The organism is Kitasatospora sp. NPDC094016 (genome assembly GCF_040304045.1).
Taxonomy (GTDB): domain Bacteria; phylum Actinomycetota; class Actinomycetes; order Streptomycetales; family Streptomycetaceae; genus Kitasatospora.
Genome location: NZ_JBEOUK010000041.1, coordinates 42,172 through 68,079, shown reverse-complemented (window position 1 = coordinate 68,079; position 25,908 = coordinate 42,172). Strand labels below are relative to the sequence as shown.

The 25,908-nt window shown below is 74.5% G+C and carries 23 protein-coding genes and 1 riboswitch; of the genes, 12 read left to right on the top strand and 11 right to left on the bottom strand.

The features are described from left to right. Positions 1 to 130 precede the first annotated feature (130 nt). Entirely contained in the window at positions 131 to 760 is a 630-nt protein-coding gene (locus ABT015_RS29520) for a molybdopterin-dependent oxidoreductase (protein WP_350884408.1), read from the top strand. Between the two features lie 62 nt (positions 761 to 822). Here ABT015_RS29520 and pknB read toward each other — a convergent pair whose 3' ends face one another. The 4 genes from pknB to thiO form a co-directional block, all read right to left on the bottom strand. After that, the gene (gene pknB / locus ABT015_RS29515; protein WP_502897427.1) at positions 823 to 2,607 is read right to left on the bottom strand and encodes a Stk1 family PASTA domain-containing Ser/Thr kinase; all 1,785 of its coding nucleotides are present in this window, start codon (positions 2,605 to 2,607) and stop codon (positions 823 to 825) included. A 113-nt stretch (positions 2,608 to 2,720) separates the two neighbouring features. Then, positions 2,721 to 3,518 carry a thiazole synthase gene (locus ABT015_RS29510; RefSeq protein ID WP_350884406.1) on the bottom strand — a complete coding sequence of 266 codons (798 nt, stop codon included), beginning with the start codon at positions 3,516 to 3,518 and terminating at the stop codon, positions 2,721 to 2,723. Position 3,519: 1 nt separating this feature from the next. Next, complete coding sequence (thiS, locus tag ABT015_RS29505) at positions 3,520 to 3,789, bottom strand: sulfur carrier protein ThiS (RefSeq protein ID WP_350884404.1); 270 nt, start codon at positions 3,787 to 3,789, stop codon at positions 3,520 to 3,522. Beyond that, complete coding sequence (gene thiO, locus ABT015_RS29500) at positions 3,786 to 4,961, bottom strand: glycine oxidase ThiO (RefSeq protein WP_350884402.1); 1,176 nt, start codon at positions 4,959 to 4,961, stop codon at positions 3,786 to 3,788. Before thiO ends, thiS begins: the two co-directional genes overlap by 4 nt. 3 nt (positions 4,962 to 4,964) lie before the next feature. Further along, positions 4,965 to 5,077, bottom strand: a riboswitch (TPP riboswitch). 84 nt (positions 5,078 to 5,161) lie between these two features. Between thiO and ABT015_RS29495 the strand changes: the two genes are divergently transcribed. The 3 genes from ABT015_RS29495 to thiE are packed head-to-tail and all read left to right on the top strand — an operon-like array spanning position 5,162 to position 7,428. Further along, positions 5,162 to 6,370 carry an NAD(P)/FAD-dependent oxidoreductase gene (locus ABT015_RS29495; protein WP_350884400.1) on the top strand — a complete coding sequence of 403 codons (1,209 nt, stop codon included), beginning with the start codon at positions 5,162 to 5,164 and terminating at the stop codon, positions 6,368 to 6,370. A gap of 42 nt (positions 6,371 to 6,412) precedes the next feature. Then, a complete protein-coding gene (locus ABT015_RS29490; protein ID WP_350884398.1) occupies positions 6,413 to 6,778 on the top strand; it encodes an Rv2175c family DNA-binding protein in 366 nt (121 codons plus the stop codon). After that, positions 6,778 to 7,428, top strand: coding sequence for a thiamine phosphate synthase (thiE, locus tag ABT015_RS29485; protein ID WP_350884396.1), 651 nt, complete (start codon positions 6,778 to 6,780; stop codon positions 7,426 to 7,428). The genes ABT015_RS29490 and thiE overlap by 1 nt, the downstream gene beginning before the upstream one ends. Positions 7,429 to 7,484: 56 nt before the next feature. Here thiE and ABT015_RS29480 read toward each other — a convergent pair whose 3' ends face one another. Further along, positions 7,485 to 8,591: a polyprenyl synthetase family protein gene (locus tag ABT015_RS29480; protein ID WP_350884393.1), complete on the bottom strand. Its 1,107-nt coding sequence runs from the start codon at positions 8,589 to 8,591 to the stop codon at positions 7,485 to 7,487. Positions 8,592 to 8,811: 220 nt separating this feature from the next. On the opposite strand from ABT015_RS29480, the gene metF reads away from it, so the two are divergent. Together metF and ABT015_RS29470 are read left to right on the top strand one after the other, a co-directional pair. Beyond that, the gene (metF, locus tag ABT015_RS29475; protein ID WP_350884391.1) at positions 8,812 to 9,732 is read left to right on the top strand and encodes a methylenetetrahydrofolate reductase [NAD(P)H]; all 921 of its coding nucleotides are present in this window, start codon (positions 8,812 to 8,814) and stop codon (positions 9,730 to 9,732) included. A 206-nt stretch (positions 9,733 to 9,938) separates the two neighbouring features. After that, positions 9,939 to 10,841, top strand: coding sequence for a hypothetical protein (locus ABT015_RS29470; protein WP_350884389.1), 903 nt, complete (start codon positions 9,939 to 9,941; stop codon positions 10,839 to 10,841). 18 nt (positions 10,842 to 10,859) lie between these two features. Here ABT015_RS29470 and ABT015_RS29465 read toward each other — a convergent pair whose 3' ends face one another. Together ABT015_RS29465 and ABT015_RS29460 are read right to left on the bottom strand one after the other, a co-directional pair. Next, the gene (locus ABT015_RS29465; RefSeq protein ID WP_350884387.1) at positions 10,860 to 12,356 is read right to left on the bottom strand and encodes a phytoene desaturase family protein; all 1,497 of its coding nucleotides are present in this window, start codon (positions 12,354 to 12,356) and stop codon (positions 10,860 to 10,862) included. Between the two features lie 50 nt (positions 12,357 to 12,406). After that, positions 12,407 to 13,048, bottom strand: coding sequence for a DUF4126 domain-containing protein (locus ABT015_RS29460; protein ID WP_350884385.1), 642 nt, complete (start codon positions 13,046 to 13,048; stop codon positions 12,407 to 12,409). 583 nt (positions 13,049 to 13,631) lie between these two features. Here ABT015_RS29460 and ABT015_RS29455 point away from each other — a divergent pair. The 3 genes from ABT015_RS29455 (at position 13,632) to ABT015_RS29445 (ending at position 15,796) form a co-directional block, all read left to right on the top strand. Next, a complete protein-coding gene (locus tag ABT015_RS29455; protein ID WP_402451026.1) occupies positions 13,632 to 14,198 on the top strand; it encodes an SAV_6107 family HEPN domain-containing protein in 567 nt (188 codons plus the stop codon). A 45-nt stretch (positions 14,199 to 14,243) separates the two neighbouring features. Continuing rightward, positions 14,244 to 14,996 (top strand): methyltransferase domain-containing protein, encoded by a 753-nt coding sequence (locus tag ABT015_RS29450; RefSeq protein WP_350884381.1) that lies wholly within the window; start codon positions 14,244 to 14,246, stop codon positions 14,994 to 14,996. A 410-nt stretch (positions 14,997 to 15,406) separates the two neighbouring features. Continuing rightward, complete coding sequence (locus ABT015_RS29445) at positions 15,407 to 15,796, top strand: SCO2097 family morphological protein (RefSeq protein ID WP_350884379.1); 390 nt, start codon at positions 15,407 to 15,409, stop codon at positions 15,794 to 15,796. Positions 15,797 to 15,895: 99 nt separating this feature from the next. Here ABT015_RS29445 and ABT015_RS29440 read toward each other — a convergent pair whose 3' ends face one another. The 4 genes from ABT015_RS29440 to ABT015_RS29425 form a co-directional block, all read right to left on the bottom strand. After that, entirely contained in the window at positions 15,896 to 18,352 is a 2,457-nt protein-coding gene (locus ABT015_RS29440) for a transglutaminase TgpA family protein (RefSeq protein WP_350884377.1), read from the bottom strand. Then, the gene (locus ABT015_RS29435; protein ID WP_350884375.1) at positions 18,349 to 19,671 is read right to left on the bottom strand and encodes a DUF58 domain-containing protein; all 1,323 of its coding nucleotides are present in this window, start codon (positions 19,669 to 19,671) and stop codon (positions 18,349 to 18,351) included. The genes ABT015_RS29440 and ABT015_RS29435 overlap by 4 nt, the downstream gene beginning before the upstream one ends. 1 nt (position 19,672) lies before the next feature. Beyond that, a complete protein-coding gene (locus ABT015_RS29430) occupies positions 19,673 to 20,719 on the bottom strand; it encodes an AAA family ATPase (protein ID WP_402450773.1) in 1,047 nt (348 codons plus the stop codon). A gap of 271 nt (positions 20,720 to 20,990) precedes the next feature. Beyond that, a complete protein-coding gene (locus ABT015_RS29425; RefSeq protein WP_350884373.1) occupies positions 20,991 to 21,533 on the bottom strand; it encodes a beta-class carbonic anhydrase in 543 nt (180 codons plus the stop codon). 574 nt (positions 21,534 to 22,107) lie between these two features. Between ABT015_RS29425 and rsmH the strand changes: the two genes are divergently transcribed. The 3 genes from rsmH to ABT015_RS29410 all read left to right on the top strand — a co-directional run bounded on the left by rsmH (position 22,108) and on the right by ABT015_RS29410 (position 25,905). Further along, positions 22,108 to 23,082 (top strand): 16S rRNA (cytosine(1402)-N(4))-methyltransferase RsmH, encoded by a 975-nt coding sequence (gene rsmH, locus ABT015_RS29420; protein WP_350884371.1) that lies wholly within the window; start codon positions 22,108 to 22,110, stop codon positions 23,080 to 23,082. Positions 23,083 to 23,215: 133 nt separating this feature from the next. Continuing rightward, positions 23,216 to 23,701, top strand: coding sequence for a cell division protein FtsL (gene ftsL / locus ABT015_RS29415; protein WP_350884369.1), 486 nt, complete (start codon positions 23,216 to 23,218; stop codon positions 23,699 to 23,701). A 158-nt stretch (positions 23,702 to 23,859) separates the two neighbouring features. Further along, positions 23,860 to 25,905 carry a peptidoglycan D,D-transpeptidase FtsI family protein gene (locus tag ABT015_RS29410; RefSeq protein WP_502897428.1) on the top strand — a complete coding sequence of 682 codons (2,046 nt, stop codon included), beginning with the start codon at positions 23,860 to 23,862 and terminating at the stop codon, positions 25,903 to 25,905. Positions 25,906 to 25,908: the final 3 nt, after the last annotated feature.

Sequence of the window (25,908 nt, the reverse complement as noted above, 5' to 3'; positions counted from 1 at the left end):
CACTAGGACATGTTTCGGAATATCCGATTTCGGCCGATACGGGCTCGACCACCGGTTATTGGGGATGGGGCGCGTGGCCGCGTCAAGGGGCGCGCACGGCGCGTCGGCCGCCGTCTGTCACCATGGAGTCATGGGTCAGTCCGAACAAGAACCGTTTCCGCCGTCTGACCCGAGGCTCCCCCCGGGGCAGCGCGTGCAGCGCGGCTGGCCCGCCCTGCACTACGGGCCCGTACCCCGCTTCAAGCCGCTGACCTGGGACCTCCAGGTGTTCGGCGCCACCGCCTCGGCGGAGAAGCACAGCTGGGACTTCGAGGCCTTCCATGCCCTGCCGCGCACCACCGTCGTCGCCGACCTGCACTGCGTCACCAAGTTCACGCTGCTCGGCAACGAGTGGTCGGGCGTGCCGGCCGCCGCCCTCCTCGACCTGGAGCCCCCCGCACCCGGCGTCACCCACGTGATGGTCTGGGCCGAGTACGGCTACAGCGCCAACCTGCGGCTGGCCGACTTCGCCGACCCGCGGACGATCTTCGCCACCCACCGCAACGGCGAGCCGCTGACCGCCGAGCACGGTTTCCCCGTCCGGCTGATCGTCCCCGGGCTGTACGCCTGGAAGGGCCCCAAGTGGGTGCGCGCGGTGGAGTACATGCGGGCCGACCGCCGGGGCTTCTGGGAGGAGCGCGGCTACCACAACCTCGCCGACCCGTGGCGCGAGCAGCGCTACTCCCACCAGGAGGGGCCGGGCGACGGCCCGCTGCGCTGAGGGTGAGCCGACGTCCGGAGGAGTCCCCTCAGGAGCGAGGAATCCCCTTACGAGGAATCCCCTTAGAAGAAGGGGAAGTTGACCGTCACCGCGGTGTGCTGCGGGCGCCGCTCGCCGGCCGCCGGGGACTGGCTGGACACCTTGCCGGTGCCGAACAGGTTGACCCCGCTGGTCTGCATCGTGAAGCCGGCCGCCTGGAGCGCCTTCGCCGCGTCGTCCTTGCTCATCCCGGTGACGTCCGGGACGGGCACCATGCCCTTGCTGACCACCAGCGAGACCGCGGTGTTCTCCTGGAGCAGCTGCCCGGCCGCCGGCGAACTGCTGATCACCACGCCCTCCGGCACGGTGTCGTCGTACGTCCCGGTCACGCCGCCCCTGGTCAGCTGGGCCGCGGTCAGCGCGTCGGCTGCCTGGTCGGCGGTCTTCCCGGCCAGGTCCGGCACCGCGATCCGCTTGGGGCCCCTGGAGACGGTCACCGTCACGGTGTCGCTCTTGCGGGTCCGCGCGCCCACCCCGGGATCGGTGGCGATCACCTGCCCGGCCGGGACGCTCTCGCTGAACACCTCGACGAAGCGGCCGTGCATGCCGTCCTTGTCCAGGATCCGCTGCGCCTCGGCCCGGTCCTTGCCGAGCACGCCGGGCACCGGCCCGTACAGCCCCTGGGACAGCCCGTACGTCGCGCCGCCGACCGCCAGCACCAGGGCGGTCAGCGCGGCCGCCCAGATCAGCGGCTTGCGGGGGAGGCGGCGCAGCAGGCTGGGCCGGCGCCCGCGCACCGGGGTCGGCTCGTCGTACGGGCGCGGCTCGACCAGCAGCTGGTCCAGCAGCTCCGCCGGCACGTCCAGCACGCTGGTGGGCTCCGGCGCCGCGGCGTCGACGGGCCCCGCCGGCTGCTGGATCACCGACGTCGGCTCGCTGGTCGGGTAGCGCGGGCTGGGCCGGGTGGAGGCCGGCGGCTCGGCGTCCAGCTCGGCCGGGGTGAGCGTGCGGCGGATCCGCTGGAGGGCGGCGAGCAGTTCGACCGCGTCGTACGGGCGGTCCTCGGCCGTCCGGGCGCAGGCGCCGGCCACTATGGCGTCCAGCCCGGGGCCGACGGCCGGGGCGATCAGCGAGGGGGCGGGGACGTCCTCGTGCAGGTGCTTGTACATCACCTGGACGGGGTTGTCGCCGGTGTGCGGGCGGCGGCCGGTGAGCATCTCGTAGAGCAGGATGCCGGCCGCGTAGACGTCGACCCGCTGGTCTGTGGGGGCGTCCGGGAGGATCTGTTCGGGGGCCAGGTAGGAGACGGTGCCGAGGACCGTGCCGCCGGTCGCGGTGCTGGTCGAGGTGGGCGCGCCGTCGGCGGTGCCGAGGACCCGGACCAGACCGAAGTCGGCGACCTTGACCAGCCCGTCCTCGGTGATCAGCACGTTCTCCGGCTTGACGTCCCGGTGCACCAGGCCGGCCCGGTGGGCGGCGCCGAGGGCGGCCAGCACCGGCTCCAGCACGTCCAGCGCGGCCCGCACGGACAGCGCGCCGCGGTCGCGCAGCAGGTCCCGCAGGGTGCGGCCGGGCACGTACTCCATGGCGAGGAAGACGTTCGCGCCGTCCGCGCCCTGGTCGAAGACGTTCACCACGTTCGGGTGGGAGAGCCGGGCGACGGCCTTGGCCTCGCGGATGAACCGGGCGGTGAAGCCGTCGTCCCCGGCCAGCGCGGGGTGCATCACCTTGAGGGCGACGACCCGGTCCAGCCGGGTGTCGGTGCCCTTGTAGACGGTGGACATCCCGCCGGTCGCGATGCGCTGCTCGACCCGGTACCGGCCGTCGAGCAGGGTACCGATCAAGGGGTCGTGCAATGCCATGTCCACCCGGAGAGTCTAGAGCTCCGGGTGTCGGCCGGGCCCGGAGGGCATCGCCTCCGGGCCCGGCTGTGCCCGGTTTGTGACACGGCACACGCGGGCGGGCGCCGGGCGTCCCGGCGTCAGAACGCCGGGTGCTCGCGGGTGTCCAGCTCCGCCCGGCCGGCCATCGCGGAGGAGGCCTCGGCGTGGAACCGGCGCGGGATGCGGCCGGCCCGGTGGGCGAACCGGCCCGCCTCGGCGGCGTGCCGCATCGCCTCGGCCATCAGCACCGGGTCCTGCGCCCTGGTCACCGCGGAGGCGAGCATCACCGCCGCGCAGCCCAGTTCCATCGCCAGCGCGACGTCCGAGGCGGTGCCGGCGCCCGCGTCCAGGATCACCGGGACGCCCGCGCCCTCCACGATCAGCTGGAAGTTGTGCGGGTTGCGGATGCCCAGGCCGGAGCCGATCGGAGAGCCCAGCGGCATGATCGCCGCGCAGCCGACGTCCTCCAGCTTGCGCGCCAGCACCGGGTCGTCGTTGGTGTACGGCAGCACCGTGAAGCCGTCGTCGACCAGGGTCTCGGCGGCGTCCAGCAGCTCGATCGGGTCCGGCAGGAGGGTCCGCTCGTCGGCGATCACCTCCAGCTTCACCCAGTCGGTGCCGAGCGCCTCGCGGGCCAGCCGGGCGGTCAGCACGGCCTCCCCGGCGGTGAAGCAGCCCGCCGTGTTGGGCAGCACCCGGATGCCGTTGCGGGTCAGCACGTCCAGGACGGAGCCCTGGGTGCCGGCGTCGACCCGGCGCATCGCCACGGTGGTCAGTTCGGTGCCGGAGGCCAGCAGCGCCCGTTCCAGGATCTCCAGGCTGGGTGCGCCGCCGGTGCCCATGATCAGCCGGGAGCCGAAGGACTCCCCGGCGATGGTCAACAGGTCGTCAGCCATGTCAGCCTCCCTGGACGGCGGTGAGGATCTCGATCCGGTCGCCCGCCGACAGTTCCGTGGCAGGCCACGAACTGCGCGGCACGACGGCCTCGTTGAGGGCGGCGGCGACGCCGCTGTGGGCGGCGCTGAGGGTGGCCACCACCTCCGCGAGGGTGGTCGTGGCGGACACCCGGCGGGGCTCGCCGTTGACGGTCAGCCCGATCTCGGCCGGTGCGGGCTGGGTCGGTGCGGCCTGGGCCGGTGCGGTCTGGGGTGGTGCGATCTCGGTCATGCGGAGGCCTTCGCGGTGGAGCGGTCGGGGGAGAACCGGGTGGGTGTGAACGGCTGTGCGAGCTCGGGGAGTTCGCCGGTCGCCAGGTACTCGGCGAGCAGGTCGGCGGTCACCGGGGTGAGCAGCACGCCGTTGCGGTAGTGGCCGGTGGCGGCGACCAGTCCGGGCAGCGCGGTCGGGCCCAGCAGCGGGGCGTTGTCCGGCGAGCCGGGCCGCAGCCCGGCCGAGGTCTCCAGCAGCGGGAGTTCGGTGATGCCCGGCACCAACTCGTGGGCGTCGCGCAGCAGTTCGTACACCCCGCCGGCGGTGACGGTGGTGTCGTAGCCCTGCTCCTCGGTGGTCGCGCCGATCACCAGCTCGCCGTTCTCCCGGGGCACCAGGTACAGGTGCTGTCCGCGCACCACCGCGCGCACGTTGCGGGACAGGAACGGCCGGTACGCCTCGGGGATCCGCAGCCGCAGGATCTGCCCCTTCACCGGGCGGACGGCCGGCAGCACGCCATCCGGCAGCCCGGGCAGCCGGTGGCTGTGCGGGCCGGCCGCGAGCACCACCTGGTCGGCCCGCGCGGTCTCGCCGGTGCCGAGCCGGGCGCCGACCGCGCGGCCGCCCTCGACCAGCAGCCCGACGGCCTCGGCCCGGTGGAGCACGACCCCGGCGAGCTCGCAGGCGGCCACCAGGGCGGTCAGCAGGCGGCGCGGATCCACCTGGTGGTCGTCCGCGACGTGCAGGCCGCCGCGCACGCCGGGGGCGAGCATCGGCTCCAACCTGCGGGCCTCCCGGCCGGTCAGCCAGGACGAGTCCAGGCCGAGCCGCTGGTGGAAGGCGTGCAGCTCGCGCAGTTCCTCGCGGTCGTCGGAGTCCAGCGCGACGGCGATCGTGCCGCACCGGCGGTACCCGGTGTCCAGGCCGCCGCTCGCCTCGGTGAGCTCGGCGGCGAAGTCCCCGTACCGCTGGTTGGAGGCCATGCCGAGGCGCAGCAGCGGCTCCTCCCCGTACTGCAGCTCGGTGACCGGGGCGAGCATCCCGGCCGCGACCCCGGCCGCCCCGCCGCCGGGGGAGGGGTCGACCACGACGATGTTCCTCAGCCCGCGCTGCGCGGCGCGCCAGGCGACGGCGAGGCCGATGACGCCCCCGCCGATCACCAGCACGTCGGCGTGGGTTTCCTCGGGCAAGCGTGACAAGGCTGCTCTTCTCCCTTCGCCGGAATGACCCGGATCAGGTTCGGACGGTCGCGGGCCGTGCCAGCCCGCCTCTCAGCCCGGTACGCCGGGCTCCCGTGATGGTGCCCCCACCATAACGCCGGGGGCGGGCCCGGCCGAAGGCCCGTACGCGGGGTGGACGGGCCGGTGGCCCCGGCAGGGCGCTGAGTACAGTGACGGGCGTGGCAGAGCTGAACGGAACGGATCGGGTGGTCGTCGTCGGGGCCGGGCTGGCCGGGGCGCAGTGCGCCCTGAAGCTGCGGCAGGGCGGTTGGCGGGGGCGGATCACGCTGGTCGGGGAGGAGCCGCACGCGCCGTACGACCGGCCGCCGCTCTCCAAGGACGTGCTGCTCGGCAAGGCCGACGCCACCACCCTGGACATCGACTTCCCGCACCTGGGCGTCGAACTGCTCACCGGCCGCCGCGCCACCGGCCTCACCCCCGGCGTGCTGCACACCGACGCCGGTGACCTCCGGTACGACGCCCTGGTGATCGCCACCGGCGCCACCCCGCGCGCCCTGCCCGGCGCCGAGCGCGCGCACCTGCTGCACACCCTGGACGACGCGCTGGCGCTGCGCGCCCTGCTGCGGCCCGGCCTGCGGCTGGTGCTGGTCGGCGCGGGCTGGATCGGCGCCGAGGTGTCCACCGCCGCCCGCGCGGCCGGCTGCGAGGTGACGGTGGTCGAGGCGGGCCCGGCGCCCGTCCCCGGCGCGCTGCCGGCCGAGGTCGGTTCGGCGATGGCCGCCTGGTACGCCGAGGCCGGCGTCGACCTGCGCTGCGGGGTCGGCGTGGCCGCCGTCGAGGAGGGCGCGGTGCTGCTGGCGGACGGCTCGCACCTGCCCGCCGACGAGGTCGTGGTCGGCGTCGGCGCCCGGCCCGCGACGGGCTGGCTGGCCGGTTCCGGCGTCGAGCTGGACGACACCGGCGCCGTTCTGGTCGACGAACGGCTGCGCACCGGCCTGCCCGGCGTCTTCGCGGCCGGGGACTGCGTCAGCTACCCGTCCGCCCGCTCCGGCGCCCGGCTGGCCGTCCAGCACTGGGACCACGCGTTGCAGTCCGGCGAGGCCGTGGCGGCCGCCGTCCTCGGCGCGGACGCGCCGCCGTACGACCCGGTGCCGTACTTCTGGTCGGAGCAGTTCGGGCGGATGGTCCAGTACGCCGGGCGGCACGCCGAGGGCGACGAACTGCTGTGGCGCGGCGGCCCGCAGGACGCCTCCTGGACGGTGCTCTGGCTGCGCGACGGGGTGCCGAGCGCGCTGCTGGCCGTCGACCGGCCGCGCGACCTGACCCAGGGCCGCCGGCTGATCGAGCGCGGTACCGCGCTGGACCGGGCCCGTGCGGCGGACCCCTCGGTGCCGCTGAAGTCGGCGGTCGCGGGGTAGCGGCTGGTGCGCGGGGGGCTGTGGAGGTGGCAGTCTGGTGGCGTGAGTGAGATTGAAAGCAAGATCGAAGCCCTGGTTTCCGAGTGGATGTACCTGCCCGACATCTCGGAGCAGTGGGGGGTGCGTGTCACCGAGGTGCGCGACCTGGTCCGCAGCGGCGGGCTGATCGCCGTCCGGCGGGGCCCCAACAAGTCGCTGCAGGTCCCTGCGGCGTTCATCGACGGCCAGGGGCTGGTCAAGCACCTGTCCGGCACCCTGACCGTGCTGCGCGACTGCGGGTACAACGACGTGGAGATCCTGGAGTGGCTCTTCACCGAGGACCCGTCGCTGCCCGGCAGCCCGATCCAGGCGCTGCAGGAGAACCGCGGCACCGAGGTCAAGCGGCGCGCCCAGGCGATGCTGATCTGATGGCGGCGGACGCACCGCGCCGGCGGCTGGCCGACGCCCGGCTGTACCTGTGCACCGACGCCCGCCGGGAGCAGGGCGACCTCGCCCAGTTCCTGGACGCGGCGCTGGCGGGCGGGGTGGACATCGTCCAGCTCCGCGACAAGGGCCTGGAGGCCAAGCAGGAACTGGAGGCCCTGGAGGTCTTCGCGGACGCCTGCCGCCGCCACGGCAAGCTGCTGGCCGTCAACGACCGCGCCGACGTCGCGCACGCGGTCCGGCCGGACGTGCTGCACCTCGGGCAGGACGACCTGCCGGTGCCGGCCGCCCGGGCGATCCTCGGCGACGAGGTGCTGATCGGCCGGTCCTGCCACGCCGAGTCCGAGGTGGACGCGGCGCTCGCCGAGCCCGGCGTGGACTACTTCTGCACCGGCCCGGTCTGGCCGACCCCGACCAAGCCGGGCCGCCCGGCGCCGGGCCTCGGCCTGGTCTCGTACGCGGCGAAGCAGAGCACCGACCGGCCGTGGTTCGCCATCGGCGGCATCGACCTCGGCAACCTCGACGAGGTGCTGGCCGCGGGCGCCCGCCGGGTCGTCGTGGTCCGTGCGATCACGGCCGCCGACGACCCGCAGGCCGCCGCCGCCGAGCTCGCCCGGCGGGTGCGCTCGGCCTGACGGCCCCGGGGGCCGTCACCGTCCTCCGTACCTGCGGATCCCCCTGGGGGCGGATCTCAGTACTTGCGGACGGTGGCGGCCTCGGCCAGGGCCAGCAGCACCGTGCGGGCCTGCTCGTCGGCCAGCGGCGCCGCCTCCAGCGCGGCCAGGCACTGCCGCATCAGCTCGTCGATCCGGCGCTCCACCCGCTCGGGCGCGCCGCTGCGGGCCACCAGGTCGCGCAGCCCGGTGACCTCCTCGGGCGCCAGGTCCGGCGCGCCGAGCCGCTCGTCCAGGTGCCGGGCGTCGGCGGCCGGCAGGCCCCGCATCGCGTGCGCCACCAACAGGGTGCGCTTGCCCTCGCGCAGGTCGTCCCCGGCCGGCTTGCCGGTGACCGCGGGGTCGCCGAAGACACCGAGCAGGTCGTCCCGCAGCTGGAAGGCCTCGCCCAGCGGCAGCCCGAACGCCCCCAGCGCCGCCACCTGCTCCGGGCCGGCCCCGGCCAGCAGCGCGCCGACCTGGAGGGGCCGCTCGATCGTGTACTTCGCCGACTTGTAGTGCAGCACCGTCTGCGCCCGGTCGAGCGCGCCCTCGTCGGCGGAGTCGCCGGCCACCGGCTCCAGGACGTCCAGGTACTGGCCGACCATGACCTCGGTGCGCATCAGGTCGAACACCGGCTTGGCGGCCAGCACGGCGGCGGGCTCCAGGCCCGAGCGCAGGAACAGCTCGTCGCACCAGATCAGCAGCAGGTCGCCGAGCAGCACCGCCGCCGAGGCGCCGTACTGCTCGCGGTCGCCGCGCCAGCCGTTCGCCCGGTGCAGTGCCTCGAAGCGGCGGTGGATCGAGGGCAGGCCGCGGCGGGTGTCGCTGCGGTCCATCAGGTCGTCGTGCACCAGGGCGCTCGCCTGGAGCAGTTCCAGCGCGGCCGCCGCGTTCGCGATGCCCTCGCCGCCGGCCGGGCCGCCGGCGGCGCGCCAGCCCCAGTAGCAGAAGGCCGGGCGCAGCCGCTTGCCGCCGTCCAGCAGGAAGTCGCGCAGGGCGTCGGCGGCGGGCACGAGCTGCGGGGAGATCTTGTCCAGCAGGGCGGACTGGCCGTCCATGAACGCGGCGAGGGCGGCGTTGACGCGCGCGCGGACGTCCTCCACGTCTATGGGGTTGGCCGGCCGGTTGCTGGACGAGGTCACGATGAGGCTCCGCTGGTTCGCTGGGGTGCAGCAAGCGTAGCGGGGTGGCCGGGAACGGATGTGCGAGCGGGCGTGTGCGCGGGCGTGCGGGCACACCGGGCGCGGGCCCCGAACGCCGGTCGGAATTCGTCGGACCTCCGGACGGAGTATCGTCCACCGCTTGTCTCAATCCGTGGTACCGAGTTGTCCGGCCCCTTCGAACGCCCGATAACCTGCCAGCATGGCACTCGGCATCGCTTCCACCAGACCGGACCGCGCACTGACGGTCCGCGAACTCCTGGCAGCCGGAAAGCGGTCCTTCTCCTTCGAGTTCATGCCCCCGCGCACCGAGGTCGGCGAGCAGCGACTCTGGGACGCCATCCGCCGGCTCGAACCGCTGGACCCGAACTTCGTCTGCATGACGTACGGCGCCGGCGGCTCCTCGCGCGAGCGCACCGTCAACATGGTCGGCCGGATCGCCACCGAGACCACGCTGACCCCGGTCGCCCACCTGACCGCCGTCGACCACTCGATCGCCGAACTGCGCAACATCATCGGCCAGTACGCCGACCAGGGCGTGCGCAACGTCCTCGCCGTCCGGGGGGACCCGCCCGGCGACCCGATGGGCGAATGGGTCAAGCACCCCGACGGCGTCACGTACGCGTACGAGCTGGTCGAGCTGATCAAGGGCATCGGCGACTTCTGCGTCGGCGTCGCCGCCTCGCCGAACATGCACCCGCGCTCCACCGGCTGGGACGAGGACATCCGGCACTTCGTCGGCAAGGTCCGGGCGGGCGCCGACTACGCGATCACCCAGATGTTCTTCGAGGTCGACGACTACCTGCGGCTGCGCGACCGGGTCACCGCCGCCGGCTGCGAGACGCCGATCATCCCGGAGATCATGCCGGTCACCAACGCCAAGCAGCTGGAGCGCTTCCCCCAGCTGAGCGGCTCCGCCTTCCCCGCCGACCTGGAGGCCCGGCTGCGGGCCGCCGTCGACGACCCGGCGGCGCTGCGCGCGATCGGCATGGAACACGCCACCGCGATGGCCGAACGCCTCCTCGCCGAGGGCGCGCCCGGCCTGCACTTCATCACGCTCAACCACTCCACGGCGACGCTGGAGATCTACCAGAACCTCGGCCTGCACCAGCGCCACGCGTAGGCCCCGCCGGGGCCCCGCTCCGGGCCGATCGGGGCCCGCGGGCCCGGCCGTTCACGAGCCCGTCACCGCCCCGACGGTGCCGGGCTCGGTCGTGTGCGCCCCGGCCGCGACCGGCGGGAACGCGATGCGGTACCCCGGCCGTTGAACCGGTACAGTCGCCGCACACGCGCGGCGAGCGCGGGCACGCGACTGGAGGTAGCGGGCGGATGGGCATCGGATACCTGCTGCTGTACGTCGCGTTGGCGGTGGTGGCGCTCTGGCTGGTCGCCGAGGTCCTGCTGCAGAACCGGGCGCCGCTGCACTGGCGGGCCCTCGCGCTGGTCGGCTTCCTCGCAGTGGCCGCCGGCATGGTGCTCGGCTCCGTCCCGGTGATCGGCGCCGGCGCCGCCCTCTTCGCGGCCGGCCAGACCTTCGTCACCCTCTCCGTCAAGCGCGGCTACCGGGCCGGCTGGTCGCTGCGCAAGGCCGACGGCTCGCTGCCCGGCCCGCTCGCCAAGGTGCCCCTGCTCGGCGCCCTCACCGGCGGCGCGGCCGCCGTGGCCGCGGTCGAGGCCACCGAGAAGCGGATCGGTGAGGTCAGCGCCGTCGAGGAGGCCCCGGTCGCGGCCCCCGCCCCGGTGGCCGAGGACGTCCCCGAGGTCGAGCAGACGGCCGCCTTCGAGATGCAGGAACTCGCCCAGGACGGCGTCTACGCGCCCGCCTACTACGAGCAGCAGCAGGCGCAGGCGCCGCACGACCCCTACGCCGAGGCCTACCAGTCCGGCTACGACAGCGCCGCCCAGCCGCAGCCGGCCTACGAGCAGCAGCAGTGGCAGAGCCAGCAGCAGCCCGCCTTCGCCTACGACCAGGGCTACGGGGCCTACCCCCAGCAGTCCGACCCGTACAACGGCTACCCGCAGCAGGACCAGTACCAGTCCTACCCGCAGCAGCAGCCCGGCTGGGAGCAGCACCCCCAGCAGCAGTGGCAGACGCCGCAGCAGCACCCCGAGCAGCACCTGGAGCAGCACCCCGGCCAGCAGCCGGGCCAGCACCACCCGGGCATCCCGCAGCAGCAGTCCTACGACCACACCTACGGCTACCAGCAGCAGAACACCTGGCCCCAGGGCTGAGTTCCGGCGCCAGGGCCGCTACGCCGGGCCGATCAGGTCGGCGGCGACGCAGGCGGACATGCCGGCCCGGGCCAGTCCGCCGCCGGGGTGGGCCGCCCCGCCGATCAGGTAGAGGCCGGGGACGGGCGACTCGTTGGCGGGCTGGAGCCATCCGCCGCCGTCTCCGGCGAGCGCGGGGCGGGGGACCGACCCGCCGAGGGCGCCGGTCTCCCGGCGGGTGTCGTCCGGGGTCCGCACGACCCGCCACAGCACCCGTTCGCGCAGGCCCAGGCCGGCGGCGTCGGCGTGCGCCAGCAGCTGGTCCGCGTAGCGCTCGGCGACCCCGGGCGCCGTCCAGTCGACGTCGCCCTGGGCGGGGACGGTCGCGGTCAGCACCACGCTCTCGTGCGCGTCGTCGGGGCGCAGCGAGGGATCGTCCGGGCGCAGCACCTGGAGGGTGGGGCGCTCGCAGGGCGGGGCCGAGAGGGTCAGGGCGTTCTGCTCGGCCGCCGGGTCGGCGGCGTGCACCACCGTCCGGTGCGGGGTGCCGGCCGGCCGGGCGCCGCGCAGCGCGAGCAGCACGCTGAACCGGCCGGGCACCTCGAACGGCTCCCAGTGGTCGGGTCCGAGCTCCGGCCACCGGGCGAGGCCGTCACGGAACAGCGCCCTGGTGTCCATCGAGGAGACCACCAGGTCCGCGTCGATCCGCCCGTCCGGGGTGTCGACGCCGCGGGCCCGGCCGTCCTCGACCAGCACCTCGGTGACCGGGGTGTCGAAGCGGAACTCCACCTTGCGCAGCTCGCAGCGCCGGTGCACCGCGTCCGCCAGGGCCCGCAGGCCGCCCCGGACGTACCAGACGCCGAAGGACTGCTCCATGTACGGCAGCACGGTGGCCCCGGCGGGGGCGGACCCGGGGAGCAGGCCGAAGCGCAGGGCGTGCTCCGCCAGCAGGGCGGTGAGGCCGGGGTGGCCGCCGAGTTCGCGGGCGGCGACGTCGGCGAGGGTCCACGGGCGGGGCCGGCCGAGCCGGGCGAGCAGGCCGCGCCGGGGCGGGACGGGGTAGGGGTCGGTGTGCAGCGGCGACCGGTCGGCCGGGAGCGGCTCCTCCAGGAGCGGGCGGCGGGTGGCCTCCCAGACCGTCCGGCCGTGGTTCATGACCGCGCTCCAGCGGGCGCCCGAGCCGGCGCCGAAGGCGGCGTCCAGGGACTGGCTGACGCCGCCGCGGGAGGCGTTGGGCAGGCTGACGGCGGTGCCGTCCGGGAACAGGTGCCGGCTCTCCGGGTCCACCGGGGCGAGGTCGACGAGCTGCTCCAGCGGCTCCTTGCCGGTCTTCAGCGCGAGGTCGCGGTAGACGGCCGGGAGGGTCAGCAGGCCGGGGCCGGTGTCGAAGGCGAAGCCCTCGCGCTCGTACCGGCCGACCATGCCCCCGTACGTGCCGCCGGCCTCGCAGACCGTCACCCGGTGTCCGAGGGTGGCCAGCCTGGAGGCCGCCGCGAGCCCGCTCATTCCTGCGCCGATGATGACGATCCGTGCCATGGCACCTGATCCTAGGCCGTGACCTGGGCCGGGCCCGGCGGGCGTCCTCCTCAGGGCCTCGGGACGTACGGCCGGTCCGCCTCCTGCTCGCGGGCGGCGGACCGGGCGTCGCGGGCGGCGCGGCGTTCGCGGCGGCGGGCCCGGAAGGCGCGGATCCGGTTGACCGCGAACCAGACCAGCAGCAGGCCGACGGCGAGCAGGACGGCGGCGATCGAGGCGGCCAGCCAGGGGTGGAAGATCGCCAGGGAGACCAGCCCGGCCACCGACAGGTCCTCCGCCATGCTGACCGCGATGTTGCTGACCGGTTCGGGCGAGGTGTTGACCGCCATCCGCAGCGAGGCCTTGACCAGGTGGCTGACCAGCGCCGTGGTGCCGCCCATCGCGCCCGCCGCGACCTCGCCGAGCGAGCCCGGGTCGGTGCTCGCGATCAGCGCGCCGACGGTGGCGCCCGCGATCGGCCGGATCACGGTGTGCACGGAGTCCCAGAGGCTGTCGACGAACGGGATCTTGTCGGCCACCGCCTCCAGCAGGAACAGGACGGCGGCCGCGACCAGCACGTCGGTGCGCTCCAGGGCGGGCGGCACCGAGTCCGCGCCGCCGAAGCGGCCCAGCAGTCCGAGCAGCAGCACCACCGCGTAGGCGTTGATGCCGCTGGCGAGTCCGCTGGTGAAGATCAGCGGCACGATCGTCATGGCTTCCCCCTCCTCATCGCTTTCCCCCTCCTTCTCGTGGCCGTGGCCGGTCCGCCCGGCCACGGCCGTACCGTACCCGGACGTGCCGGGTCGGCCCGCCGGTTCCGGCCACGCCCGGGTCCGGGGCCGACGGATCTGAGTACGCGTACTCAGATCCGGGGTTGAGTACGTCAGCGGATGGCCCGCCGACCTGCCGGGACGGGAGAGTGGTGGCACCGGGACGGCGGCGCGTCGGGCGCCCCGCCCCGGGTGGCGGATCCGTCCGCCCAGCCGGCAGATGAGGGGTCGGCGGGGCGGCGGCGGAGGTCCGCCGCGGGAGCCGGTCAACGGGCCTCGCACCGCCGACACGGGGCGGCGGAGCGGGCCGGGGGGAGACCGGCCACCGGAAGGGAGAGCTGGCCACCGCCGCCTGTGGGGAACGGCGGAACGGCGGCGTACGGCGGCGGCACAGGACCTGGGGGGACAGGCCGGTGCCCGCCGCCGCTCACCCGTTCCGGGCCGCGTTGTCAGTGGTCCCGTTCACGATGGAGGGGCACGGACCGCCCGGTCCGCGCGCTGCCTCGGAACGGGGGAGACCATGACCATCAGCCGTCCTGAGCCCGTCACCGCCCGCCTCCACTGCGCCGCCCCGCCGTCCTCCCCGGGCGGGCGCCCGGGTGGCGGGGACGTCCACCCCGTGCTGCGCCGGACGGCCGCGCCGCCGGCCGCCCTCGACCTGCTCGCCGACGCCCACCGCACGCTCGCCCGGGCCCGCGTCCTGGAGGACCCGCTGGAGCGGTACGCCACCGCCCACCTGGCCGCGCTGCGCACGGTGGCGGCCGTGCTCGCGGTGCGCGGGCGGCCGGAGAAGAGCCCGCGCCGGCGCAAGGCCATCCGCAGCGCCTGGGAGGTGCTGCCCGAGATGGCCCCCGAGCTGGCCGAGTGGGCGCTCTACTACGCCGCCGGCGCCCGCCGCCGGGCGGCCGCCGAGGCCGGGATCAGGGGCGCCGCCTCGGCCCGTGACGCCGACGACCTGGTCCGCAACTCCGCCCTGTTCCTGCGCCTGGTCGAGCGCCTGCTCGGCCTGCGCCCGACCCCGCCGGCCCCGCGGCTGCCGCTGGACGGCGACGACCCGCCGGGGGTGACGGGCCCCGCCACCCGCCCGGTCTAAGGTGGAGGCATCCTGATCGATCTGCATGTGCCGAGGAGCCCCGCCTTGTACCCGACGCGTCCCCGCAGTGCCCTGCGTACCGCCGTGGTGTGGGAGGTGGTGCGGGCCGCCCTGGAGAAGCGGGCGGCCGAGCTGGACCAGCCGGTCCTCGACGTGGTCGACACCGGCGGCGGCACCGGCAACTTCGCCGTACCGGTGGCCAAGCTCGGCCACCGGGTCACCGTGGTCGACCCCAGCCCGGACGCGCTGTTCGCGCTGGAGCGCCGGGCCGCCGAGGCCGGGGTGACGGACCTGGTCCGGGCCGTCCAGGGCGACACCCAGACGCTGCCCGAGCTGGTCGCCCCCGGCACCGTGGACGCGGTGCTCTGCCACGGCGTGCTGGAGGTCGTGGACGACCCGGCGGAGGCGCTCGGCAGCCTGGCCGGCACCCTGCGCCGGGGCGGCCTGGTCAGCCTGCTGGCCGCCAACCGCAACGGTGCCGTGCTGGCCCGGGCGCTGGCCGGCCACTTCACCGAGGCCCGTACGGTGCTGTCCGCGACCGACGGCCGCTGGGGCGAGCAGGACCCGATGCCGCGCCGCTTCACCGGCGAGGAGCTGGGCCGGCTGGCCGAGGGCGCGGGCCTGCGGGTGGAGTCGGTGCACGGCGTCCGGGTCTTCGCCGACCTCGTCCCCGGGGTCCTGGTGGACGCCGAGCCGGGCGCGATGGAGGCGCTGCTGAAGCTGGAGGAGGCCGCCGCCGAGCAGCCCGCGTTCCACGCCGTGGCGACCCAGCTGCACCTGCTGGCCACCCTGGCCTGAGCGAGCGAGGGACCGTCCGCCGCCGTAGGGTTCGCCCACCGTGCGGCGGCGGTTCGCCTTCCGGACGCCCCCCGGCCTCGTCCGGGTGGTCCCGAACCTGCCCAGGTCCGGACCGATTCCACCCGTTCGGGCACTTGTCCGCGTCTCGTGGCGTTGAGCCGGGTGCGGCCGTGCCCGGTCGAAGTGGCCCGTCCCACGCGGCGCAGACCACTCCGTAACGGGGCCACGGACCGTATGATCTGGGTAAAGCCGGAAAGCATGACAGCCGGATGCGTGGGGCATATGGACGACACGGGCCGGGTCCCCCCGCACAGGCGTCCGACCGTGTGCCCCGAAGGCTGATTGGACTTTGCCTCCCCGACCGGGGTGGCGGACCGGTCGCACCCGCGACCGACGAGTAGGAGGACTCCGTGCCGCTCTCGGAGCACGAGCAGCGACTGCTCGACCAGATGGAGCGAGCGCTGTATGCCGAAGATCCCAAATTCGCGACGGCGCTTGAGGGAACCGGGCTGCGCACCTACACCCGTCGGCGGGTGTACCTGGCCGTTGCCGGCTTCGTGGTGGGCATCGGCCTGCTGATGGGCGGCATGGTCGTCCCCGACCAGATCTGGGTCAGCGTCGTGGGCTTCCTGGTGATGCTCGGGTGCGCGGTGTTCGCCGTGACCGGTTGGCGCCGCGGCCCCGCCGGCCAGGGCTCCGGCCCCCGGCCGGCCGCCGCGCCCCGCCGCAAGGCCGGGATGATGGACCGGGTGGAACAGCGCTGGCAGCGTCGTCGGGACGAGCAGGCCGGCGGTTTCTGAGCCGCGTACACGCTGGACGAACGCCGGGGCGGGCAGTCGATCGACTGCCCGCCCCGGCGTTCTCGTATCCGCTCGACGGCCCGTTCGCCCGGGCCCCGCTCAGGACTCCCTGGAGGCCTGCTCGGACTCCGGCTCGCGCTTGCGCCGGGAGACCACCCGCCGCACCGGGCCGGTGACCGCGGCGGCCACCCGGCCGGCCCCGGTGCCGACGGCCTCCCGGGCCGCCCGCAGGGCGTCGGAGATCCGCCACCACAGCTGGGCCGAGGACGGCGGCAGCAGCACCGCCCTGGTCCGCCCGGCCCGGCTGGCGGTGGCCCGCAGGCCCTGCCGGGCGGTCCGGACGTCGGCCGACAGCGGGGCGGTGGTGACCTGGCCGGCCGGGGCGTAGAGCACCCGTTCGGTGGCCAGTGCCAGCCGCCCGGCGGCGGCCGCCGAGTCCGCGTCCAGCTTGGCCTTCTCGGTGATCCGCCGGGCGGCCGAGCGCGGGGTGCGTGACTCGTCCGGGGGAATTCCGAGGTCCCAGGCGGAGTCGATCAGCTCGTCCCAGGCGGCCAGCACCTGGGCGTCGGTGAGCCCGGCCGCCGGGCCGCCGCCCGGCCCGCGCCGACCGCCGGAGCCGAGCCGGCGCCGGCGCAGCGCCGACCGCCAGAGCATCGGCACCAGCAGCAGCGCGATCACCAGCACCACCACGGCGGCACTGCCCAGGACCTGCCCGGACAGCAGCCAGGAGTCCTCGGCGGCACTGCTGACGGCCTTGTTCCTGCCGCCGCACTCACCCAGCTGGCGCTGCTTCGCGTCGCAGTCCTTGCTGTCGGTCGGCGCCGCGACCGGCGCCGAACTCTGCACGGAGGCGGTCGGCTGCTGGGTCGGCGCGGTGGTCGGGGTGGTGGACTGCTCGGTGTAGCGGGGCTGGTTGCCGCGGCTCGGGGTGGGCTCGAAGCGCAGCCAGCCGTAGCCCGAGAAGTACAGCTCGGGCCAGGCGTGGTACATCCGGCCGGTCACCGAGTAGACGTTGCCGCCCTTGGCGTCGCCGGGGGTGAAGCCGACGGCCACCCGGGACGGGATCTTCAGGGTGCGGGCCATCGCCGCCATGGTGGAGGCGAAGTGGACGCAGAAGCCCTTGCGGTCGCGCAGGAAGACCGCGATCGCGTTGCTGCCGGTGCCGCCGTTGACCGCGGTGTCGTACTGGAACTGCGGGCCGGTGAACCAGTTCACCAGCGCCATCGCCCGGTCGTAGTCGTTCGTCGCCTTGGCGGTGACCTCGCGGGCCTGCTGCGCGACGACCGGCGGGAGGTCCTGGGGGAGGCTGGTGTAGTGGTCCCGGATGTCCTGCGGCGCGGTCGACGCGGTGCGCAGCTCGTTCGCGGTGGGCCGCAGGTCCAGGGCGCTGACGTGGTAGCGCAGGCCGCGGATCGCCCGGTCGTTGGTCGGCAGGACGGTGCGGGTGAGCGGGTCGAGCTTCCAGTCGGACCGGTTGGGGACCTGGACGGAGGCGGCCGGGTAGGGCATGGGCAGCCAGCTCTTCTCCAGCCGGTCGCTGATCTGGAAGTCGCCCTCGATCCGGGGGAGGTTGGCGTCCCGCAGGCCCTCGGGGGCGGGGAAGGAGGACGGGAGGTCGTTGACCGTGGTGCTGCCGAGCCGCCAGTTGGTGCCGTCGAACTGGTCCAGCGCCCCGGTGCGCAGGTAGACCTGATCGGCGATCTCGCTGTCCAGGGTGTAGCTGAGCAGCTCGTTGTTGGTGGGCTTGGTGACCGCCGACTCCAGGCTGACCAGCGGGTCGAGGCTGGTGCCCGACCCGATGGAGCTCTTGCCCGAGGACCCGCCCGAGTCGGGGCTCAGCAGGCCGGATTCCCACTGCGGCAGGACGACCGGCAGCAGCAGCGCCGCGACCAGCGCGAGGACGCCGACCTGCCGGCCGCCCGGGCTGACCCGGCCGGAGCTCGTCCCGTCGCGCGAGCCGCCGTGGAAGACCCGGCCCCAGCGGGAGACCCGGTCCTGCCCCTCGGCGAACAGCAGCACCAGGTAGCCGGCCGACGCCAGGGCGAACCAGAGCCAGCTGCCGTGGTCCCCGGAGAGCCCGTTGCCGACCGAGTACAGCGCCAGCAGCGGCAGCCCGGCCAGCGCCGAGCGCCGGTACGTCACCGCGACGGTGTCCACCACGACGGCGACCAGGCCGACCGAGGCGACCAGGATCAGCCGCAGGCCGGGGTTGGGCGGCGCCGGGATGGCGTACACCTGGACGTCGTCCAGGCCGGAGCTGATGACGTGGTCGAGGGCGCGCAGCGAGGACGGCCCGGGCAGCACGCCGCCCAGCAGCGAGCCGGAGCCGGCGAAGCCGATCAGGATCAGCAGGAACAGCACCAGCAGCTGGCCGACCGGCACCGTCCAGCGGTACAGCGGGGCCCGCCGCAGGCCCGCGCCGACCGCCGCGATCACCGCGATCACCAGGAAGGCGTGGGTGACCCAGCTCCTGGTGGTGAGCAGCGGGGTCAGGCAGAGCGACGCGAGGGCGGTGGCCAGCGCCGAGTAGACGGTCAGTTTGGCCCGGGTGGTCACGCGCCGGTCTCTTCTCGGTAGGGGGAGGTCGTCTTGGCGCCGTCGGCGGCCTGCCAGAGGTCCGGGACGGAGTCCCCGGAGCTGACCGGCAGGACGGTCCAGCCGGCCTCGCGCAGCTGCCGGACCCGGTTGCGGAACTCGTCGCCGCCGGTGTTGGGGGCGAGCATCCGCAGGCCCGCCCAGGTGCCGGTGTCGAGGAGGAACGCGACGGCCCCGCCGGTGCGGCCCCGCAGCCGGGCCAGCCGGGCGGTCTGCGCCTCGTCGAGTTCGCCGAGCACGGCGACCAGCAGCCCCTCGCCGCCGGCGCGCAGCGGCTCCTCGGCGCGGGACAGGCCTGCGCCGTCGGACAGGTCGGCCACCGCGAGCGCGTCCAGGATCAGCCCGGAGGCGTCGGCCGCGGTGTTGCCGCCGCCGGCGCCGGGGCCGGGCACCCACTGGCCGGTGTCGGTGAGCAGTTGGGTCTGGTAGCCGCGCTCCAGCAGGTGCACGGCGACCGAGGCGGCGCAGCTCACGGCCCACTCGAAGGAGGAGGCGGGGCCGCTGCCCCGGTGGCCGATCTCCCGGGTGTCCAGCAGGACGGTCGCGCGGGCCCGCTGCGGCTGCTCCTCGCGGCGCACCATCAGTTCGCCGTACCGGGCGGTGGACTTCCAGTGCACCCGGCGCAGGTCGTCGCCGGGCCGGTACTCGCGCAGGATCACGTCGTCGTCGCCGGCCAGCGCCAGGGTGCGGGCACGGCTCTCGCCCTGGCCGCCCCACTCACCGCTCAGCCGCACGTGCGGCAGGGCCTGGACCTGGGGGACGACGGTGAGAACGTCGGAGGCGGAGAAGGAACGGTTCACCTCGCACATCCCGAACGGGTCGGACAGCCGCAGCTGGAGCGGCCCGAGCGGGTAGCGGCCGCGCAGGTCGGAGCGGACCCGGTAGGAGACCTCGCGGTGGCCGCGCGGCTCGACCCGGTCCAGCACGAAGCGCGGGCGCGGCCCGAGCACGTACGGGACCTTGTCCTCCAGGAGCAGCAGCCCGGTGGGCACCCGGGAGACGTTGTCGACCCGCAGGTGGACCCGGGCCTCCTGGCCGGCCACCGCGCGACGCGGACTCAGCCGGCGGCCGCTGGCCACCCGGTAGCGGGTGTTGGCGACCACCAGCGCGGCGGCCAGCGGCAGCGCGGCGAGCAGCACGCCGACGCGCAGCAGCGCGTCCTGGTCGAGCAGGTAGGCGCAGCCGACCGCGGTGACGCCGGCGGCGAGGAAGGAGCGCCCCCGGGTGGTGAGGCCGCGCAGCCCGGCCCGCAGTCCTGACGTCGGGTCGGACGGGGCCACCTCAGCCCCTCCGGCCGGCCGGGCCGCCCTGCGGGCGCGGCAGCGGCAGCCGGGCGACCAGGTCGGTCACGATCTGCTCGGCGGTGCGGCGGCTGAGCTGGGTCTCGGCGGTCGGCATCAGGCGGTGCGCGAGGACGGGCACGGCCAGGCGCTGGATGTCGTCCGGGGTGACGTAGTCGCGCCCGTCGAGCGCGGCGGCGGCGCGGGCGGCCCGGACCAGGTGCAGGGTGGCGCGCGGCGAGGCGCCCAGCCGCAGCTCGTGGCTGGTGCGGGTGGCGCCGACCAGGTCGACGGCGTAGCGGCGGACCGGGTCGGCGATGTGCACGCTGCGCACCAGGTCGACCAGCTTGAGGATGTCGGCGGCGTGCGCGACCGGCTGGAGGTCCTCCAGCGGGCTGGCGCCGGAGTGCACGTCGAGCATCGCGAACTCGGCCTCGGGGCTGGGGTAGCCGATCGAGATCCGGGCCATGAAGCGGTCCCGCTGGGCCTCCGGCAGGGGGTAGGTGCCCTCCATCTCGACCGGGTTCTGGGTGGCCACGACCATGAACGGCGAGGGCAGCTCGTAACTGGTGCCGTCGATGGTGACCTGGCGCTCCTCCATCGACTCCAGCAGCGCGGACTGGGTCTTGGGCGAGGCACGGTTGATCTCGTCGCCGACCACGATCTGCGCGAAGATCGCGCCCGGGCGGAACTCGAAGTCGCGCTGGTGCTGGTCGTAGATGTTGGTGCCGGTGACGTCCGAGGGCAGCAGGTCGGGCGTGAACTGGATGCGGCGGACGGTGCAGTCGACCGAGCGGGCGAGCGCCTTGGCCAGCATGGTCTTGCCGACGCCGGGCACGTCCTCCAGCAGCAGGTGGCCCTCGGCGAGCAGGACGGTCAGGGCGATCCGGACGGCCTCCGGCTTGCCCTCGATCACGCTCTCGATGTTGGCGCGGATCCGGTCCACGACCGCGGCGAGCTCGGGAAGTCCGGCCCGGTGGTACCCGTCCGTCCCCTGGCCGCCCCCCGCAGGACCGCCGAGACCGCCCTGATCGCTGTAGCTCGTCACCCGTATACGCTCCCTGGCACCCTGTGCCCGCCTCACCCCGAGGCCGGACCCCACCCCATGCTTGACGCGGCCTTCCCGGGGGCGGTTCCGTCGGGGATCCGGCGCCGGGACAGCGGCCTGCGGCCTGGCCGCCCCAGGTGGTTCGGGGTCTGACCGGCAGGCGCATTCTCCCCTGACCGGTGACCAGAAGTCACCCTCGGGACGGCCCCGGATGCCCGGACGCCGTTGGCCGGGCGGTGCGCGCTGCGGGGGCGGCGGTGCGGTACGGGGTTCAGTCGATTTCGCGCAGGAGCCCGGTGTGGACGTCGAAGACGAAGCCGCGGACGTCGTCGGTGTGCAGCAGGAAGGGCGAGGTGCGGACCCGCTGCATGGACTGGCGGACGTCGCCGTCGAGGTCGACGAAGGCCTCCACCGCCCACTGCGGGCGCTGGCCGACCTCCAGTTCCAGCTCGCGGCGGAAGTCCTCGGTCAGCCCGAGCAGGCCGCAGCCGGTGTGGTGGATCAGCGCGACCGAGCGGGTGCCGAGGGCGCGCTGACTGATGGTGAGGGAGCGGATGGTGTCGTCGGTGACGACGCCGCCCGCGTTGCGGATGACGTGGGCGTCGCCCAGTTCGAGGCCGAGCGCCGCGAACAGGTCGAGGCGGGCGTCCATGCACGCCACCACGGCGATCTTCTGGACCGGGCGGGCGTCCATGCCGCCGTCCCGGAAGGTCACGGCGTACTCGCGGTTGTCCGTGACGAAGCGGTCGATGATGGCGGGTCGCGGGGAGTCGGCAGCGTCGGTCGGCGTCGGCCGGTCGGGGGTCACTGTCATGGTGGCGACGTTAGTGCGATTCGGGCGTCCGCGGTGGGGAGGAGAGCTACAGATCGGGCCGCTGTGATCGAGCGCATAACCACAACGGGAGGACCGTGGGAGGACCGTTCCAGGCGTTCGGGAGGGTTTGTCCGGGCTGGTCCCGGAGCGCCTGCGGGATGAGTGCGCGGGTGGGGCGCGCGGCCGCTCCCGCGGGCCCCCGGCCGGCACCTCCGCGGGGCCACTTCCACGGCTGCGACCTGCGGTGATCCGTACCGCCGCCCGGGTGGTGCGCCGGAGCGGACCATTGACTGGCGGGGCCCGCGCGATAGAGTTTGCGGCGCAGTGGAGCACACCCGCCGGATCCCGTCAACCGGGCTTTTCCGGCCCGGGTGGCCCGGTTGATGCGGCCCGTGGCCTCCACCCGCTCCGTGCCCACCTGGCGCACCTTCCCCGGCGCCGGGCGGTCACGATCTTCCCCCTGGAGCGGGCGGGGACCACGGGCCGCGTCGTCGCGTCGTGCAGTGGTGGGCGAGAATGGTCGCAGCTCCCGGTCGTCGGGCTGCTCCGCACCTGAGGAAGGGCGCCACCGCGCATGACCACCAACGATCCGGGCCCCAAGCACGTTCCGGTCATGCTGCAGCGGTGCATGGACGCCCTGGCTCCGGCGATCTCGCGCCCCGGGGCGGTGGTGGTGGACGCCACCCTCGGCCTCGGCGGGCACAGCGAGGCGCTGCTGACCCAGTTCCCCGAGGTGCGGCTGGTCGCGGTGGACCGCGACCCGCAGGCGCTGAAGCTCTCCGGCGAGCGGCTGGCGCCCTTCGGCGACCGGGCCACCCTGGTGCACGCCGTCTACGACGAGATCCCCGAGGTGCTGGAGCGCCTGGACATCGACCGGGTGGACGGCGTCCTGTTCGACCTCGGCGTCTCCTCGATGCAGCTGGACGAGGCCGATCGCGGTTTCGCGTACGCGCAGGACGCGCCGCTGGACATGCGGATGGACCAGACCCGGGGGATCAGCGCGGCGGAGGTGCTGAACACCTACAGCCACGGTGCCCTGGCCCGGATCCTCAAGGTCTACGGCGAGGAGCGGTTCGCCGGGAAGATCGCCTCGGTGATCCTCCGGGAGCGGGAGAAGGAACCGTTCACCAACAGCGCGCGTCTGGTCGAGTTGGTGCGGAACGCCATTCCGGCGGCGACCCGCCGGACCGGCGGGAACCCGGCCAAGCGGACGTTCCAGGCGCTGCGGATCGAGGTCAACGGCGAGCTGGAGGTCCTGGACCGGGCGATTCCCGGTGCGCTGGAGGCCCTGGCGATCGGCGGTCGGATGGTCGTGATGTCCTACCAGTCGCTGGAAGACCGGCTGGTAAAGCAGTACTTCGCCGCCGGGTCGAGCAACACCGCGCCGCCGGGGCTGCCGTTCATCCCGGAGGAGCACCAGCCCTGGCTCAAGCTGATCACCCGTGGTGCCGAGCTGGCCACGGAGGAGGAGATCGAGGAGAACCGGCGCGCCGCGCCCGTACGGCTGCGGGTGGCGGAGAGGATCAGGGACCGTAGCAAGCGGGGCTGAAACGTTGGCCCCGGCGGGGTCCGAAGGGCGGAGGAGAGCAGTGGGGCCGGTGGCCGGTGAGGTCCGGGCGGGGCGGGGATCGTTCCCCGGACAGGGCAGGGCGCGGATCACGGTTCGGCCGGGGCGGCGTCCGGTGCGGGGCCGCACGCCGTTCGCGGTGCTCGTGGTGGTGCTGCTCGCGGCGGGGCTGCTCGGGCTGCTGACGCTGAACACGGCGCTCAACGAGGGCTCCTTCGAACTGTCCCGACTGCAGAAGCAGACCACCGTGGCGACCGACGAGCAGCAGGGCCTCCAGCACCAGATCGACCAGAGCTCGGCGCCGGACGCGCTGGCGCGGCGGGCCGCCGAGCTGGGCATGATCCCGGCCGGCGGGATGGCCTTCCTGGACATCCCGAACGGCGGCAAGGTGATCGGCACGCCCGGACCGGCGCAGGACAGCCCGCCGGTCAAGCGTTCCACGGTCGACCCGTGGCCGATGAAGCAGCCGGTGCCGAGCGCCCCGGCGGCTGCGCCCCCGAGCGCACCGAGCCCGGCGGCGACGGCTGGTGACTCCGTGGTCCAGATCAACCCGGCCTCCCCGGCCGCGCCCGTGCCGTCGACCGGAGGTGCGGGCCGATGAGCACGCCACGTCAGCCGTCCGGAGGCTCCGACAGCGGCCGCCGCCAGCCGCCCAAGGGCGCCGCGCCCCGCTCGGCCGCGCCGCGCGGCCAGTCCGCCGGCAAGGCCCAGCCCGCGAAGGGACAGCCGGTCAAGGGACAGCCCGTCAAGGGCCAGCCCATGAAGGGACAGTCCGCGAAGGGGCAGCCGGCCAAGGGCCAGCCCGCCAAGGCCGCCGCCGCCCGTACGCCCCGGGCACCGCAGCAGCGCCGCCCCGAGGGCCGCCCGCCGGCCCGGAGCCAGGCCGCAGTCCGGCCGCGCCGCCCGCTGCGCCCCAAGGCGCTCCGGCTGGCCGAGCCCAAGCGCCGCCTGCGGGTGATCACCGTGGTGATGTCGCTGGTGTTCTCGGTGTTCGCCGGCCGTCTGGTGCAGCTGCAGTTGCTGGACTCCGACGCGCTGGCCGCCGACGCCAACACCAACCGCTACCTGAACATCCCGATCACCGCCGAGCGCGGCTCGATAACGTCCTCCGACGGGGTGGCGCTGGCCGCCACCGTCGACGCGTACGACATCACCGCCGACCCGGCGATGTTCACCCCGGCGGCGACCGGCATCCCGGACGCCCCGGAGCAGGCGGCCGCCCTGCTGGCGCCGATCCTCGGCGTGTCCAAGGACAAGATCGCCGCCGACCTGCACACCCCCAAGACCCGCTACAAGCGGCTCGCCGCCCAGCAGACCCCGGCCGTCAAGAGCCAGATCAGCGACCTCAAGGCGGGCCTGGAGAAGCAGGCCGGCTCGCGGACCTGCCAGGCCCAGAAGCGGCAGCTGACCAAGGCCGCCGACCAGGGCGGACGCACCCGGGTCGACAACGAGTGCGCCAACCCGCTGGCCGGGGTGTTCAACCGGGAGACCCAGAAGCGGATCTACCCCGCCGACGGCCTGGCCGCCAACCTCGTCGGCTTCGTCAACGGCGAGGGCGAGGGCGCCGGCGGCCTGGAGCTCCAGTACCAGAAGCAGCTGGCCGGCAAGGACGGGCACAGCAGCTACGCCCAGGCGGGCGGCCGGCTGGTGCCCACCGCCGGGGGCTCGATGGACCCGGCCGTGCCCGGCACCGACGTGAAGCTGACCATCAACCGGGACATCCAGTGGGCCGCCCAGCGGGCGCTCACCGACCAGGTCGCCAACTCCGGGGCGGAGAAGGGCTACGTCGTCGTCCAGGACGTGAAGACCGGTCAGGTCCTCGCGATGGCCACCGCGCCCGGCTTCAACCCGAACGACCTGAGCACCGCCAAACAGTCCCAGATGGGAAACGCCGCGCTGGTCGACGCGTACGAGCCGGGCAGCACCGCCAAGCTGATGACCCTGGGCGCCGTCCTGGACACCGGCAAGGCCACCTGGGACACCAAGGTCACGGTGCCCTACCCGTTGGTCCGGGCCGGCCAGCAGTTCAAGGACGACGTCGAACACAACACCTGGTACCTGACCCTGGCCGGGGTGCTGGCCAAGTCCTCCAACATCGGCACCATCGAGGCCATGGAGACTCTCGGCGACGGCGACCAGCTGAAGGCCAACCAGGTCCTGGACAGCTACATGCGCAAGTTCGGCGTCGCCCAGCCGACCGGTCTGAACTTCCCCGGGGAGACCGCCGGGAAGCTCAAGAAGCCGGAGGACATGGTCGCCTCGGAGAAGTACAACACCTCCTTCGGCCAGGGCCCGTTGCAGATGAACGCGCTGCAGGCCACCTCGGTGTACTCGACCATCGCCAACGGCGGCGTCCGGGTCGCGCCCAGCATCGTCCAGGGCACCACCAGTCCGGACGGCAAGTACACCGCGACCCCGCCGGGCGAGCAGACCAGGGTGGTCAGCGAAGAGACCGCCAAGACCCTCACCTCGATGCTGGAGTCGGTCGTCGACGACGAGCAGGGCACCGGCGGCAAGGCCGCCATCCCCGGCTACCGGGTCGCCGGCAAGACCGGCACCGCCAACCGGGGGGCCGCCAACGGCGTCGGCTACGACGGCTACACCGCCTCCTTCATCGGCTTCGCCCCCGCCGACGCCCCCCGGTACACCGTCTCCTGCACCCTCCAGGGGCCGGTCAACGGCCACTTCGGCGGCCAGCTGTGCGGACCGGTGTTCAAGCAGGTGATGGAGTTCACCCTGAAGACCATGCAGGTCCCGCCCAGCGGCAGCCAGGCGCCCAACCTGCCCGTCGAGTGGAAGCCGTGAGCG

What these genes read in the sequence shown, in the direction of transcription:
- ABT015_RS29470 (WP_350884389.1), top strand. Translation starts at nt 9,939, where the DNA reads ATGGGCATCGGATACCTGCTGCTGTACGTCGCGTTGGCGGTGGTGGCG.
- ABT015_RS29520 (WP_350884408.1), top strand. Translation starts at nt 131, where the DNA reads ATGGGTCAGTCCGAACAAGAACCGTTTCCGCCGTCTGACCCGAGGCTC.
- ABT015_RS29460 (WP_350884385.1), bottom strand. Translation starts at nt 13,048, where the DNA reads ATGACGATCGTGCCGCTGATCTTCACCAGCGGACTCGCCAGCGGCATC.
- ABT015_RS29425 (WP_350884373.1), bottom strand. Translation starts at nt 21,533, where the DNA reads ATGACAGTGACCCCCGACCGGCCGACGCCGACCGACGCTGCCGACTCC.
- ABT015_RS29410 (WP_502897428.1), top strand. Translation starts at nt 23,860, where the DNA reads ATGAAGGGACAGTCCGCGAAGGGGCAGCCGGCCAAGGGCCAGCCCGCC.
- ABT015_RS29510 (WP_350884406.1), bottom strand. Translation starts at nt 3,518, where the DNA reads ATGGCTGACGACCTGTTGACCATCGCCGGGGAGTCCTTCGGCTCCCGG.
- thiS (WP_350884404.1), bottom strand. Translation starts at nt 3,789, where the DNA reads ATGACCGAGATCGCACCACCCCAGACCGCACCGGCCCAGGCCGCACCG.
- metF (WP_350884391.1), top strand. Translation starts at nt 8,812, where the DNA reads ATGGCACTCGGCATCGCTTCCACCAGACCGGACCGCGCACTGACGGTC.
- rsmH (WP_350884371.1), top strand. Translation starts at nt 22,108, where the DNA reads ATGACCACCAACGATCCGGGCCCCAAGCACGTTCCGGTCATGCTGCAG.
- thiE (WP_350884396.1), top strand. Translation starts at nt 6,778, where the DNA reads ATGGCGGCGGACGCACCGCGCCGGCGGCTGGCCGACGCCCGGCTGTAC.
- ABT015_RS29465 (WP_350884387.1), bottom strand. Translation starts at nt 12,356, where the DNA reads ATGGCACGGATCGTCATCATCGGCGCAGGAATGAGCGGGCTCGCGGCG.